The sequence below is a fragment of the Streptococcus mitis genome (genome assembly GCF_002860865.1).
Taxonomy (GTDB): domain Bacteria; phylum Bacillota; class Bacilli; order Lactobacillales; family Streptococcaceae; genus Streptococcus; species Streptococcus mitis_AT.
The window spans coordinates 680,683-694,854 of sequence record NZ_PKIE01000001.1 but is presented as its reverse complement, the minus strand read 5'-3'; the positions used below and the strand labels follow the sequence as shown (position 1 = coordinate 694,854).

Genomic DNA, 14,172 nt, shown 5'->3' with positions numbered 1-14,172 from the left:
AAGAATGAAAGAAAGGATATTATGGCTGAAGAAAGAGTAGAACCAAAACCAATTGACCTTGGTGAATATAAATTTGGTTTCCATGATGATGTAGAGCCTGTCCTATCGACAGGAAAAGGATTGAACGAAGATGTCATTCGTGAACTATCAGCTGCTAAGGGAGAACCTGAGTGGATGTTAGAATTCCGTTTGAAGTCTTATGAAATCTTCAAAAAAATGCCTATGCAAACTTGGGGAGCAGACTTGTCAGAGATTGATTTTGATGACTTGATCTACTACCAAAAACCATCTGATAAACCAGCCCGTTCTTGGGACGAAGTTCCTGAAAAAATTAAAGAAACCTTTGAACGTATCGGGATTCCGGAAGCTGAGCGTGCTTATTTAGCAGGTGCCTCTGCCCAGTACGAGTCAGAAGTGGTTTACCACAACATGAAGGAAGAGTTCCAGAAATTGGGGATTATCTTTACAGATACGGATTCTGCCCTCAAGGAATACCCAGACTTGTTTAAACAATACTTTGCGAAGTTGGTACCGCCAACAGATAACAAGTTGGCTGCCCTTAACTCAGCAGTATGGTCTGGTGGAACCTTTATCTACGTACCAAAAGGGGTCAAAGTGGATATCCCACTTCAAACTTACTTCCGTATCAACAACGAAAATACTGGTCAGTTTGAACGTACCTTGATTATCGTTGATGAGGGAGCAAGTGTCCACTACGTAGAGGGCTGTACAGCACCAACTTATTCAAGTAACAGCTTGCATGCGGCCATCGTAGAAATCTTTGCCTTGGATGGAGCTTATATGCGTTATACAACCATCCAAAACTGGTCTGATAACGTCTATAACTTGGTGACAAAGCGTGCTAAGGCTCAAAAGGATGCCACTGTTGAGTGGATTGATGGAAACTTGGGTGCTAAAACAACTATGAAATACCCATCTGTTTACCTTGATGGAGAAGGGGCGCGTGGTACCATGCTTTCTATTGCCTTTGCCAATGCAGGGCAACACCAGGATACTGGAGCTAAGATGATCCACAACGCTCCACATACAAGCTCGTCTATTGTGTCTAAATCCATCGCTAAAGGCGGAGGGAAGGTTGACTACCGTGGACAAGTAACCTTTAACAAAAACTCTAAGAAATCTGTTTCTCACATTGAGTGTGATACTATTATCATGGATGACTTATCAGCATCAGATACCATTCCTTTTAATGAAATTCACAACTCACAAGTCGCTTTAGAACACGAAGCTAAGGTATCTAAGATTTCAGAAGAGCAACTATATTACCTCATGAGCCGTGGATTGTCAGAATCAGAAGCGACAGAAATGATTGTTATGGGATTTGTAGAGCCCTTCACAAAAGAACTTCCAATGGAATATGCAGTTGAGCTTAACCGCTTGATTAGCTATGAAATGGAAGGGTCAGTTGGGTAAAATTTGTTTTTAGATTTACCCCCAATCAAAGATCTTGAAGATGAACTTGTAACAAAAAGAGACTGAGAAAAAATATTTTAAGAACAGAAAACGCATGATATCAGGAGCCAAAAAAACTTGATATTATGCGTTTTATTGTGGGAAGATTTATTGTATTCTCTCATGAAATAGAGTTTTTTCCTAAGCGCTTTTGATTTTTGATATATTTTTGTGAGGACGAAGTAAGACAATATATAAAATAGTTAGTTCAAGCCACGATATAGTTGCTTAGTTTAAAATAAGCATCTTATAATAAAGCTATGGCATATAGTAGAGATTTTAAACAAGGAGCATTAGATTACATCAAAGAAAGACATAGCCATGTCGAGGCAGCTAAAGTTTTTGATGTTGGCGTCAGAATTCTCTTCACATGGGAAAAGAAAGACGTGAACAAGGACACTTAGAGCGGAAAAAGCGAGTCGTCAAAAAGCGGAAGATTCCTTTGGAGGGATTGAAAGCCTTTGTAGAGGCTCATCTAGACGCTTTTTTACGGGAAATTGTGGCACATTTTGATTGTGCTGTCCCTTCAGTATAGGCAGCTTTAAAGCAGATTAAGGTCACTTTAAAAAAAGACGACTAGCTTTAAGGGACAAGATTCAGAGAAAGTCGCTGAGTTTTTTGATATTTTTAATAGCCTAAAAGATTTACCAGTCGTATATATTGACGAAACGGGAATCGACCGCTACCTCTATCGTCCTTATGCACGGGCTCTTAGAGGGGAGAAAGTCTATGAAAAGATTAGCGGACGGCGTTTTGAGCGGACTTCGATTGTTGCAAGACAAGTAGATGGAGAGTTTATAGCTCCCATGATTTACAAGGAAAGTATGACGAGCGATTTCTTTGTGGAGTGGTTCAAAATGCAACTCCTGCCTGCTTTGAAGACACCTCATGTCATTGTCATGGACAATGCTAGTTTTCATCCCAAGAACATTTTGGGTGGACTTTACTTTTTCTTACCTCTACCACCTTATTCACCAGATTTGAATCCTATTGAGCAAGTTTGAGATATTTTGAAGAAGAAAGTGACTGATTTATTAAGGGAAGTCCCAAATATTTTTGAATGTTTGGAACGTTTTTTTAAAATTAAATGACTATAATTATAAAATGCTTATTGATTTTGATTTAAAATGAGTCAAAAAGCCGTTGCACAACGGTTTTTTGTTATAATTAAATGAAGAATGTAGAATAAAAGGAGAAAAACATGACATTTGAAGAAATTCTGCCTGGGTTAAAGGCTAAGAAAAAATTTGTACGAACTGGATGGGGAGGTGCTGAAAACTATGTCCAACTTTTTGACACTATCGAGCAAAATGGTGTGGCCCTAGAAGTGACGCCCTATTTCCTCATCAACGTGTCTGGTGAGGGAGAAGGTTTTTCCATGTGGAGCCCGACACCTTGTGATGTTTTAGCGACGGATTGGGTAGAAGTGCATGACTAAACGTGTACTCATTACAGGAGTGAGTTCAGGAATTGGCATGGCTCAAGCTCAACTTTTTTTAGAGAATGGCTATCAAGTTTATGGAGTTGACCAAGGTGAAAATCCACTCTTACAGGGTGATTTCCACTTTTTACAGAGAGATTTGACCTTGGACTTAGAGCCTATTTTTGACTGGTGTTCTCAGGTGGATGTTTTGTGCAATACTGCGGGAGTTTTGGATGATTACAAACCACTTTTGGAACAGACAGCGCAGGAAATTCAAGATATTTTTGAAATCAACTATGTGACTCCTGTTGAGTTGACTCGGTATTATTTGACACAAATGCTGGAAAATAAAAAGGGAATCATCATCAATATGTGCTCTATTGCTTCTAGCCTAGCAGGTGGCGGTGGACACGCCTATACTTCTTCGAAGCATGCCTTGGCTGGCTTTACCAAGCAGTTGGCTCTAGACTATGCTGAAGCTGGGATTCAGGTATTTGGTATCGCTCCAGGAGCAGTCAAGACAGCTATGACCGCTGCGGATTTTGAGCCAGGTGGATTGGCTGACTGGGTGGCTAGTGAAACACCAATCAAACGCTGGATTGAGCCAGAGGAAGTAGCAGAGATCAGTCTTTTCTTAGCAAGTAGAAAAGCAAGCGCCATGCAGGGACAAATTCTGACAATAGATGGTGGCTGGTCTTTGAAGTAGGAGGATCTGATGGAAATCAAAAGACACTTTGGAGCCTACGCTGTTTGTTTTGAAAATGGGAAGTTACTCTGCATTGAAAAAACGAGAGGCCCTTATCAACATCGGTATGATCTACCTGGAGGCAGTCAGCAACTTGGTGAAGGACTGACGGAAACGCTGATTAGAGAAGTTTTGGAAGAGACGGGATATACTGTTGGAAGCTACTCCAATCCTCGAATCTACGATGTTTTTGTCAGGGAAGAATTAAAAAATTTTATGGTTTACCATGTCATGGTCCTGTATGATGTTGAAATGAATGAGGAGGCACCTCAAGTTACGATTTCGGAAGCTGTGTCTGATGGTGCGAATGATTCACTTGGATATATTTGGATGAATATTCAAGAGATCACAGAAGAAAATGCATCGCCACTAGTCTTGAAGGTCAAAGCAGAGTTATTAGGATTTCCAGAACTGGACAAGACTTCTTACATGAATTGGAAGGTGAATGATGAGAAACCAACTTGCCCTTAGTGGCGAAAAACTTGATGAAAAAGTTTATCCACAACTATTTCATCATGTTGGCATGATTCGTGGGGAATATTTGTTGAGAGAGCTCAATCAAAACATCCTATTACCAAGTTGTCAGCAATTTGTAAAAGATTATCTAGATACTATCTGTTCCTTGTACTCAGATGAGGAGATCTGGTATCGTTTTTCTGAGTTAACGAATACAGAAGCTAATTGTCTAGAGGGGACTAAAGAGTATTTTGATGAACGCCATCCTTTGTTTGGTTATAGAGGGACTAGGCGTTTACTGGCGTGTCCGGATGAATTTCAGGCTGAAGCACATGTCGTTACAGAAGTTTATCAAAACAATCCCAATCTATCCGTTATCTTTCCTTTTGTCAATGATGCTGAGCAGTTAAAGCAAGCTATTACAGTGTTGCGTCAGTGTGGCTTTACTGGAAAAGTCGCCACAATGGTTGAATTACCGTCAGCTTATTTTGACTTGGACAGAATACTGGAAACGGGTATTTCAAAGATTGTAGTTGGAATGAATGATTTGACTTCTTTTGTTTTTGCGACTGTGAGAAACAGTCAATGGCATGATATGGAAAGTCCAATAATGTTAGATATGCTAAGAGATATGCAGGATAAAGCAAGGATGAAAAAGATTGACTTTGCTGTAGCAGGCTATCTGAATGATTCTTTCATACAAAAAATGAATCAGATGGATATCAAATGTATTATCCATTATAGTTCTATTCCAGAGATTTTTAATTTAGAGATTGACCATCCAGACCATCTCAAACATATAAAAGAAGAAAGTAAAAAATTACAAAGGAGCACCCATGACACCGCAAGAAATGTGGAATGCATACAAGAAAATTAACCCCTCTATAGGAGATGAAATCGATGCCTGGGCTTTTGGAGTAGATGCCGATTTCTTGGCAGATTTGGTTTTAAGCGGCGAAAAGACTGCAACAGCATCAGCCTACGACCTCTATGCACTAGAAGCTGAGTCTCTTCCGCAAGAAGGCACCTTTGACATCATTTTAGATAGTCAAAATCAGGCTGTCTGTATTGTCGAAATTACAAAGGTTTCTGTCCAGCCCTTCAATCAAGTTTCTGCTCAACATGCCTTTAAGGAAGGTGAGGGAGACAAATCACTTACCTATTGGCGTCAGGTTCATGAGGATTTTTTCACAGACTGTTTGGGTGAAGCAGGACTGACTTTTACACCTGAAAGCAAGGTTGTTTTAGAAGAATTTCGCAAGGTCTACCCCCTGTAGACTGCTAGAAGGAAGAAAGTTTTGGAAATCACCGTCCAATCCTTTTTTCTTAGGCAAAACATGATATAATAAGTTTGTTTGAAGAAGAGCTCCAGCTCTTAAACTTAGATAGGAGAAAACTATGCAAGCAGTTGAACATTTTATTAAGCAATTTGTTCCTGAACATTATGATTTATTTTTAGACTTGAGTCGTGAGACCAAGACGTTTTCTGGGAAGGTGACCATCACTGGTCAAGCACAGAGTGACCGTATTTCCCTCCACCAAAAAGACTTGGAAATCGCCACTGTAGAAGTTGCAGGGGTAGCTCGCCCATTCACAGTTGATCATGACAATGAAGCCCTTCATATTGAATTAGCTGAGGCTGGTCAAGTTGAAGTGGTTATCGCTTTCTCAGGAAAAATTACAGATAACATGACAGGGATTTACCCATCTTACTATACAGTTGATGGAGTCAAGAAGGAAGTATTGTCTACTCAGTTCGAGAGCCATTTTGCGCGCGAAGCCTTCCCATGTGTGGATGAGCCAGAAGCCAAAGCAACTTTTGACCTCTCTCTACGTTTTGACCAAGCAGAAGGTGAATTGGCCTTGTCTAACATGCCAGAAATCAATGTTGAAAACCGTAAGGAAACAGGTATCTGGAAGTTTGAGACAACAGCTCGCATGTCTTCTTACTTGTTAGCCTTTGTTGCGGGTGATTTGCAAGGTGTAACGGCTAAAACTAAAAACGGTACTCTTGTAGGTGTTTACTCAACCAAAGCCCACCCACTATCTAACCTTGATTTCTCACTGGATATCGCTGTTCGCTCTATCGAGTTTTACGAAGATTACTATGGAGTTAAGTACCCAATTCCTCAATCTCTACATATCGCCCTCCCTGACTTCTCAGCTGGTGCTATGGAAAACTGGGGTCTTGTGACCTACCGTGAAGTTTACTTGGTTGTGGATGAAAACTCTACCTTTGCCAGCCGTCAACAAGTTGCTCTGGTTGTGGCCCATGAATTGGCTCACCAATGGTTTGGGAATCTCGTAACTATGAAATGGTGGGATGACCTTTGGCTCAATGAAAGCTTTGCTAACATGATGGAGTACGTCTGTGTGGATGCTATTGAACCAAGCTGGAATATCTTTGAAGATTTCCAAACAGGTGGAGTGCCTCACGCTCTTGAACGCGATGCGACTGATGGTGTTCAGTCTGTCCACGTCGAAGTTAAACATCCAGATGAAATCAATACGCTCTTTGACGGAGCTATCGTCTATGCCAAAGGAAGTCGCCTCATGCACATGCTTCGTCGTTGGCTAGGTGATGCCGATTTTGCCAAAGGTTTGCATGCCTACTTTGAAAAACATCAGTACAGCAATACAATTGGTCGTGACCTTTGGGATGCTCTTGGTCAAGCATCTAGCCGTGATGTTTCAGCCTTTATGGATTCTTGGTTGGAACAACCTGGTTATCCAGTTCTCACTGTCAAAGTTGAAAATGATGTCTTGAAGATTTCACAAAAACAATTCTTCATCGGTGAGAACGAAGATAAGAACCGTCTCTGGGTTGTGCCACTAAACAGCAACTGGAAAGGCTTGCCTGATACACTTGAAACTGAAAGTATCGAAATCCCTGGCTACGCAGCTCTTCTTGCTGAAAATGACGGAGCTCTTCGTCTCAACACTGAAAATACAGCCCACTACATTACAGACTATCAAGGAGGCTTATTAGATGCTGTTCTTGCTGACCTAGTTGAGCTTGATAACACAAGTAAACTGCAAATCGTCCAAGAACGTCGCTTGCTTGCTGAAGCAGGGCACATTTCTTATGCTGACTTGCTCCCAGTTCTTGATAAACTTGCTAAGGAAGAATCTTACCTTGTCGTTTCAGCTGTTTCTGAAGTAATTTCTGCTCTTGAGCGCTTTATCGATGAAGGAACAGAAGCTGAAAGAGCCTTCAAAGCCTTGGTTGCTAAATTGGCTCGTCACAACTATGACCGTCTTGGTTTTGAAGCTAAAGACGGAGAATCAGATGAGGATGAATTGGTTCGTCAGTTGGCTGTTTCTATGATGATTCGCTCAAATGGTGCAGAAGCTAGTCAAGTCGCTAGCCAAATCTTCGAAACACACAAGGAGAATCTTGCAGGACTTCCAGCAGCTATTCGCTCACAAGTTCTGATTAATGAGATGAAACATCATGAGACCAAAGACTTGTTAGCACTTTATCTTGATACTTATACTCACGCAACAGATGCTGTCTTTAAACGCCAGTTGGCAGTTGCTCTTGCTTACAGTACAGATGCGAACAATATCCAAACCTTGATTGCTTCTTGGAAGGACAAATTTGTGGTCAAACCACAAGACTTGTCTGCTTGGTATTACCAATTCCTAGCTCACCAAGCAACTCAGGAAACAGCTTGGTCTTGGGCGCGTGAAAACTGGGCTTGGATTAAGGCAGCTCTTGGTGGAGATATGAGCTTTGATAGCTTTGTTATCCTTCCTGCACACGTATTTAAGACTCAGCAACGCTTGGCAGAGTACAAGGAATTCTTTGAACCGCAACTTTCTGACCTTGCTCTTAGCCGTAACATCGGTATGGGAATCAAGGAAATTGCAGCGCGTGTTGACTTGATTAACCGTGAAAAAGCTGCAGTGGAAGCAGTCGTTCTTCAATACGGAAATTCATAAATGAGCCTAAAATAAAAAGAAAACTCAGCTATCTCATGTAATACTCTTCGAAAATCAAATTCAAACCACGTCAGCGTCGCCTTGCCGTACTCAAGTACAGCCTGCGGCTAGCTTCCTAGTTTGCTCTTTGATTTTCATTGAGTATAAAATGCAGAGAGTTGAGTTTTTTTTTAAGGCAAATTTGGTATAATGGTTTTAATAAGGAGGAGTTTCTCATGATAAAAATCTTATTGGTTGAGGATGACCTAGGCCTGTCAAATTCAGTATTTGACTTTTTAGACGATTTTGCGGATGTCATGCAGGTATTTGATGGGGAAGAAGGTCTCTACGAAGCTGAAAGTGGCGTCTATGATTTGATTTTGCTCGATTTGATGTTGCCAGAAAAAAATGGCTTCCAAGTCTTGAAAGAATTGCGTGAAAAGGGAATTACGACTCCAGTTCTGATCATGACTGCCAAGGAAAGTTTGGATGACAAGGGACATGGATTTGAACTGGGAGCGGATGATTATCTGACCAAACCTTTCTACTTAGAAGAACTCAAAATGCGGATTCAAGCCCTTCTCAAACGTTCAGGCAAGTTTAATGAAAACACCTTGACTTATGGAAATATTGTAGTTAATTTGTCAACCAATACCGTTAAGGTTGAAGATACTCATGTCGAATTACTGGGGAAAGAGTTCGATTTATTAGTTTATTTCCTTCAAAATCAAAATGTTATTTTGCCTAAGACTCAGATTTTTGATCGTTTATGGGGATTTGATAGTGACACAACAATTTCAGTTGTCGAAGTCTATGTTTCAAAAATTCGTAAGAAATTAAAAGGAACCACTTTTGCAGAGAATTTGCAAACCTTGCGCAGTGTTGGGTATATTTTAAAAGATGTTCAGTAAACTAAAAAAAACATGGTATGCGGATGACTTTAGTTATTTTATCCGCAACTTTGGTGTCTTCACTCTGATTTTCTCCACCATGACTCTAATTATTTTGCAGGTCATGCACTCGAGTCTCTATACTTCGGTGGATGATAAGCTTCATGGACTGAGTGAAAATCCTCAGGCAGTTATTCAGCTTGCTGTAAATAGGGCAACAGAAGAGATTAAAGACTTAGAGCATGCCGCTACAGATACTAGTAAGACTGAGATAAAACCCAATGTCAGTTCCAATACGGAGGTTATTCTTTTTGATAAGAATTTTACACAGCTCCTTTCTGGAAATCGATTTTTGGGATTGGATAAGATTAAGTTAGAGAAAAAAGAACTAGGCCATATCTATCAGATTCAGGTTTTTAATAGCTATGGACAAGAAGAAATCTATCGCATGATATTGATGGAAACCAATATCAGTTCGGTTTCAACCAATATCAAGTATGCAGCTATCTTGATTAATACCAGTCAGTTGGAGCAGGCCAGTCAAAAGCACGAGAAATTGATTGTGATTGTGATGGCAAGTTTCTGGATTTTATCTTTACTTGCAAGTCTCTATCTAGCTAGGGTCAGTGTTAGGCCCCTGCTTGAGAGCATGCAGAAGCAACAGTCCTTTGTGGAAAATGCTAGTCATGAGTTACGAACTCCACTCGCAGTTTTGCAAAATCGCTTAGAGACCCTTTTTCGTAAGCCAGAAGCAACCATTATGGATGTGAGCGAAAGCATTGCCTCTAGTTTGGAAGAAGTCCGAAATATGCGTTTTTTGACGACAAACTTGCTGAACTTAGCTCGTAGAGATGATGGGATTAAACCGGAACTTGCAGAAGTTCCAACCAGTTTTTTCAATACGACTTTCACAAACTATGAGATGATTGCCTCGGAAAATGACCGTGTCTTCCGTTTTGAAAATCGGATTCATCGCACGATTGTCACAGATCAGCTTCTTTTGAAACAATTGATGACCATCCTGTTTGATAATGCTATCAAATATACTGAGGAGGATGGTGAAATTGATTTTCTTATCTCGGCGACAGATCGCAATCTGTATTTACTGGTTTCTGATAATGGAGTCGGTATTTCGACAGAAGATAAGAAGAAAATTTTTGATCGTTTTTATCGAGTAGACAAGGCTAGAACCCGTCAAAAAGGTGGTTTTGGTTTAGGATTATCTCTGGCCAAGCAAATTGTAGATGCGCTTAAAGGAACCATTACTGTTAAAGATAATAAACCCAAGGGAACAATCTTTGAAGTGAAGATTGCCATCCATACACCATCGAAAAAGAAAAAATAAAAATATCGCTCCATATGGGGCGATATTTTGGATTATGTGACTTTCAGTCCGTCTCGCTAAGTCAGGTGTGAGACAGGCAAACCACCCGTTTTAGGGGTGGTCATGATTTTTTATGACATAAAAATCTTGACAGATAAACTTAAAAAATGTAAACTATTTACTGGTTAATTAATTGGTTAAACAACCAATTTAGAAAACTATTTAATCAAGTAAAGGAAGTTAAGAAAAAGCTTCATCATTTATTGAAATGAGGGATTTATGAAATTCAGTAAAAAGTATATAGCAGCTGGATCAGCTGTTATCGTATCCTTGAGTCTTTGCGCCTATGCACTGAACCAGCATCGCTCGCAGGAAAATAAGGACGATAATCGTGTCTCTTATGTGGATGGCAGCCAGTCAAGTCAGAAAACTGAAAACCTGACACCAGATCAGGTTAGCCAGAAAGAAGGAATTCAGGCTGAGCAAATTGTCATCAAAATTACAGATCAGGGCTATGTGACGTCACACGGTGACCACTATCATTACTATAATGGGAAAGTTCCTTATGATGCCCTCTTTAGTGAAGAACTCTTGATGAAGGATCCAAACTACAAACTTAAGGATGGAGATATTGTCAATGAGGTCAAGGGTGGTTATATCATCAAGGTCGATGGAAAATATTATGTCTACCTGAAAGATGTAGCTCATGCTGATAATGTTCGAACTAAGGATGAAATCAATCGTCAAAAACAAGAACACGTCAAAGATAATGAGAAGGTCAGCTCTGATGTTGCTGTAGCAAGGTCTCAGGGACGCTATACGACAGATGATGGTTATGTCTTTAATCCAGCTGATATTATCGAAGATACTGGTGATGCTTATATCGTTCCTCACGGAGGACACTATCACTACATTCCAAAAAGTGATTTGTCTGCTAGTGAATTAGCAGCCGCTAAAGCTCATTTAGCTGGCAAAAATACGCAACCAAGTCAGCTAAGCTATTCTTCAGCAGCTAGTGACAATAACACGCAATCTGTAGCACAAGGATCAACTAGCAAGCCAGAAGGTAAGGCTGAAAGTCTCCAAAGTCTATTGAAAGAACTCTACGATTCACCTAGCGACCAACGTTACAGTGAATCAGATGGTCTGGTTTTTGACCCTGCTAAGATTATCAGCCGTACACCAAATGGTGTTGCGATTCCGCATGGCGACCATTATCATTTTATTCCTTACAGTAAGCTCTCTCCTTTAGAAGAAAAGATTGCTAGAATGGTGCCTATCGGTGGTACTGGTTCTACGATTTCTACAAATGAAAAACCTAATGAAGTAGCGTCTAGTCTAGGAAGTCTTCCAAGTAATCCATCTATATTGAATAATGCTTCCTCAACGTTAAATAAGGAAATTTCTTCAACATCTGATGGTTATATCTTTAATCCTAAAGATATTGTCGAAGAAACAGCCACAGCTTATATCGTCAGACATGGTGATCATTTCCATTACATTCCTAAGTCGAATCAAATTGGTAAACCGACTCTTCCAAACAATGGTCTAGCAACACCTTCGCCATCTCTTCCAGTCAATCCAGGAACTTCATATGAGAAACATGAAGAAGGTGGGCACGGCTTTGATGCTAATCGTATTATTGCGGAAGATGAAGCAGGATTTATCATGAGTCACGGCGACCATAATCATTACTTCTTCAAGAAGGTTTTGACAGCTGATCAAATCAAGGCAGCGCAAGACCACTTGAAAGGGGCAAATACAGCAAAACCAAATCCAGCTCATGATGACGATCACGATGAAGATCATCATGGACACCATCATGGTGAAGACCATGATCACGGTTTTGATGCCGATCGTGTCATTAGTGAGGATGATCAAGGCTTTGTCATGAGTCACGGCGACCATAATCATTACTTCTATAAGAAAGATTTGACAGCTGAGCAAATTAAGGCCGCACAGGATCATCTGAAAACACATCATGATGCAGAGCCTGTAAAACCTCTTGCTAAAACGGTAGAGTCTTTCTCAAGAGATGCTAGCGATGAAGAAAAGATTGCTTATATTTCGAAGACCTACGGTGTTCCACTTGAAGCGATTAGAATTTCAAACGGATTCTTTGTTTTTGGAAATCCAGACCAAGCCTACGATCCAACTCATATCCATCCCTATGCTGTTCGTAAGGAACACGTTCGACTTCCACTCCAGACAGGAAATCCAGAACTTGATTTCTTAAATGAACTCTATACCACTGCTTTGCGAGATGGTGTGTCTCCTTATAGTTTACAGGTAGAAAATGGTAGTTTTGTGATTCCTCATGGCGATCACAATCACTACATCAAGGTTCAAACGAAGGGCTATGAAGTAGCTTTGAAAAACAAGATTCCAGCTCTACAATCTAACTACCAACCTGGAGCTTTTGATGAGAAGGCAGTCTTGGCAAAAGTAGATCAACTTCTAGCTGATAGTAGAAGCATCTACAAAGACAAGCCTATCGAACAAAGACAGATTGAGTTAGCTTTAGGTCAGTTTACTGAAAACATGAAGAAACTGGCAACTAACTCTACAGCGGGTTATCTTGCGACACTTGATCTCTTTGATAAGCAATATATCCATATTGATGAAAGTGTCAAACCTGTTGAAACAAGTGCTCTAGATAAGAAATATCAAGCCTTGATTGATAAAATCAATACACTGGATACAGATTCTTATGGGCTTCCTAAGAAAGACCTTCTCGTTCGACTCCAAGAAGCTAAGTTGGCTAAAGATGAGGCAGGTTTGGCAGCGGTTGAATCACAACTTCAAGCCTTGCAAGACTTTAATGACCGAACAGGTGTTACAACTGTAGAATACATCAAGTATTTCTACGAACACGTAAATGACGGTCGTTTGAGTGATGAACTGCGAAACAAAGTAGCTCAGTTGACTTGGACCTTGTATCAATCTCAATCCTTCCTAAAAGCAGCAGAATTGAACAAATTATTCCCAAGCATCTATCAAGCAAAACAAGAAGTGGAAGAAGCTTTGAAAGCTCAGCCAACTACTGCGAAATCAAGTCAAACAGTTCTAGATACTGAAAAAGTTGATAATCAAAGTGCCAAGACAGCTATTTATGGCTTCTTGAAAGAACTGTACGGAGACTTTATGCCTGAAGAACATGTCAATCATGTTAGCAAGGAACAAGTAGAAAGTCTCTTGAGCAAGGCAACTCAACTCTTAGAGCAAATCCAAGAAGAAGGAATCAGACAATCCTTGGCAGAAGAAGTAGAAAATCTCAAAGCTGCTACAAACAAGGCTGATGCGGACTTGGATGAAGTAAACAGTCAGGTAAAAGATGTCTTGACTCGTATCGCTAGCGCCCTTCAACAAGAAAAGGAAAATGCTGAGCAAGACCCTCAGACACTAGTACTCTATCAAAAACTCTACGATATTCTCATGTCGCTTCACTCTTATTTAGAAAACAACAAGGGTTCTGATGCGGACTTTGATAAGGTAGATGCTTTACTAGATCAACTTTCTGCTAAGAGTAAAGATAAAGCTGCTTTACTTGAATTGACAAAAGCTATTCTAGTCTTGAATCAAGAAATCAAGTCAAAATCAAGCTCAAGTGAAGAAGCAACTCCAGCGACAAATGCCGAGTCAAATGGTGAGAACACAAGTTCCGAAACTGAAACATCAGTGGCTGCAGAATCTAACAGTGAAACTGCAAGGGACGAAAACAAACCAAGCAATACAACAGATTCTAAACCTGCTGAACCAGCTTCAGAAAAGGAAACAACAGAATCTACAACAAGTACTGGAAATCAAGAAAAACCAGCAGAATAAAAAAGTTGGGAGATAAAAAGTTTGTGGTCGTAGATCTAGGAGATTTTCCCATTCAAGGCTGTTTCCTATTTCTCACTGTAATTATAAACCATGGCAACATAAGAAAACGAGC

10 protein-coding genes and 1 pseudogene are annotated in these 14,172 nt (G+C 40.2%); all 11 read left to right on the top strand.

Annotated elements, in window-relative coordinates:
- Positions 1–21 precede the first annotated feature (21 nt).
- The 11 genes and pseudogenes from sufB to CYK18_RS03335 all read left to right on the top strand — a co-directional run bounded on the left by sufB (position 22) and on the right by CYK18_RS03335 (position 14,060).
- Entirely contained in the window at positions 22–1,434 is a 1,413-nt protein-coding gene (gene sufB / locus CYK18_RS03395) for a Fe-S cluster assembly protein SufB (protein ID WP_101785059.1), read from the top strand.
- Positions 1,435–1,733: 299 nt separating this feature from the next.
- A pseudogene (locus CYK18_RS10925) lies at positions 1,734–2,564 on the top strand (IS630 family transposase).
- A 110-nt stretch (positions 2,565–2,674) separates the two neighbouring features.
- Positions 2,675–2,911, top strand: a complete 237-nt coding sequence (locus tag CYK18_RS03380; RefSeq protein ID WP_000141906.1) for a DUF2829 domain-containing protein — start codon at positions 2,675–2,677, stop codon at positions 2,909–2,911.
- Positions 2,904–3,602 (top strand): 3-oxoacyl-ACP reductase, encoded by a 699-nt coding sequence (locus CYK18_RS03375; protein WP_101782035.1) that lies wholly within the window; start codon positions 2,904–2,906, stop codon positions 3,600–3,602. Before CYK18_RS03380 ends, CYK18_RS03375 begins: the two co-directional genes overlap by 8 nt.
- A 9-nt stretch (positions 3,603–3,611) precedes the next feature.
- Positions 3,612–4,112 carry an NUDIX hydrolase gene (locus CYK18_RS03370; protein WP_101782034.1) on the top strand — a complete coding sequence of 167 codons (501 nt, stop codon included), beginning with the start codon at positions 3,612–3,614 and terminating at the stop codon, positions 4,110–4,112.
- The gene (locus CYK18_RS03365) at positions 4,090–4,974 is read left to right on the top strand and encodes a putative PEP-binding protein (protein ID WP_101785057.1); all 885 of its coding nucleotides are present in this window, start codon (positions 4,090–4,092) and stop codon (positions 4,972–4,974) included. The genes CYK18_RS03370 and CYK18_RS03365 overlap by 23 nt, the downstream gene beginning before the upstream one ends.
- Positions 4,934–5,374 (top strand): ASCH domain-containing protein, encoded by a 441-nt coding sequence (locus CYK18_RS03360; protein ID WP_101782032.1) that lies wholly within the window; start codon positions 4,934–4,936, stop codon positions 5,372–5,374. Before CYK18_RS03365 ends, CYK18_RS03360 begins: the two co-directional genes overlap by 41 nt.
- A 121-nt stretch (positions 5,375–5,495) precedes the next feature.
- Positions 5,496–8,042: a M1 family metallopeptidase gene (locus CYK18_RS03355; RefSeq protein ID WP_101785055.1), complete on the top strand. Its 2,547-nt coding sequence runs from the start codon at positions 5,496–5,498 to the stop codon at positions 8,040–8,042.
- Between the two features lie 215 nt (positions 8,043–8,257).
- Positions 8,258–8,932, top strand: a complete 675-nt coding sequence (gene ciaR, locus CYK18_RS03345) for a two-component system response regulator CiaR (protein WP_101785053.1) — start codon at positions 8,258–8,260, stop codon at positions 8,930–8,932.
- A complete protein-coding gene (gene ciaH / locus CYK18_RS03340) occupies positions 8,922–10,256 on the top strand; it encodes a two-component system sensor histidine kinase CiaH (protein WP_101785051.1) in 1,335 nt (444 codons plus the stop codon). The genes ciaR and ciaH overlap by 11 nt, the downstream gene beginning before the upstream one ends.
- A gap of 258 nt (positions 10,257–10,514) precedes the next feature.
- A complete protein-coding gene (locus CYK18_RS03335; RefSeq protein ID WP_101785048.1) occupies positions 10,515–14,060 on the top strand; it encodes a pneumococcal-type histidine triad protein in 3,546 nt (1,181 codons plus the stop codon).
- Positions 14,061–14,172: the final 112 nt, after the last annotated feature.

What these genes read in the sequence shown, in the direction of transcription:
- sufB (WP_101785059.1), top strand. Translation starts at nt 22, where the DNA reads ATGGCTGAAGAAAGAGTAGAACCAAAACCAATTGACCTTGGTGAATAT.
- CYK18_RS03370 (WP_101782034.1), top strand. Translation starts at nt 3,612, where the DNA reads ATGGAAATCAAAAGACACTTTGGAGCCTACGCTGTTTGTTTTGAAAAT.
- CYK18_RS03380 (WP_000141906.1), top strand. Translation starts at nt 2,675, where the DNA reads ATGACATTTGAAGAAATTCTGCCTGGGTTAAAGGCTAAGAAAAAATTT.
- ciaR (WP_101785053.1), top strand. Translation starts at nt 8,258, where the DNA reads ATGATAAAAATCTTATTGGTTGAGGATGACCTAGGCCTGTCAAATTCA.
- CYK18_RS03375 (WP_101782035.1), top strand. Translation starts at nt 2,904, where the DNA reads ATGACTAAACGTGTACTCATTACAGGAGTGAGTTCAGGAATTGGCATG.
- CYK18_RS03365 (WP_101785057.1), top strand. Translation starts at nt 4,090, where the DNA reads ATGAGAAACCAACTTGCCCTTAGTGGCGAAAAACTTGATGAAAAAGTT.
- CYK18_RS03355 (WP_101785055.1), top strand. Translation starts at nt 5,496, where the DNA reads ATGCAAGCAGTTGAACATTTTATTAAGCAATTTGTTCCTGAACATTAT.
- CYK18_RS03360 (WP_101782032.1), top strand. Translation starts at nt 4,934, where the DNA reads ATGACACCGCAAGAAATGTGGAATGCATACAAGAAAATTAACCCCTCT.
- ciaH (WP_101785051.1), top strand. Translation starts at nt 8,922, where the DNA reads ATGTTCAGTAAACTAAAAAAAACATGGTATGCGGATGACTTTAGTTAT.
- CYK18_RS03335 (WP_101785048.1), top strand. Translation starts at nt 10,515, where the DNA reads ATGAAATTCAGTAAAAAGTATATAGCAGCTGGATCAGCTGTTATCGTA.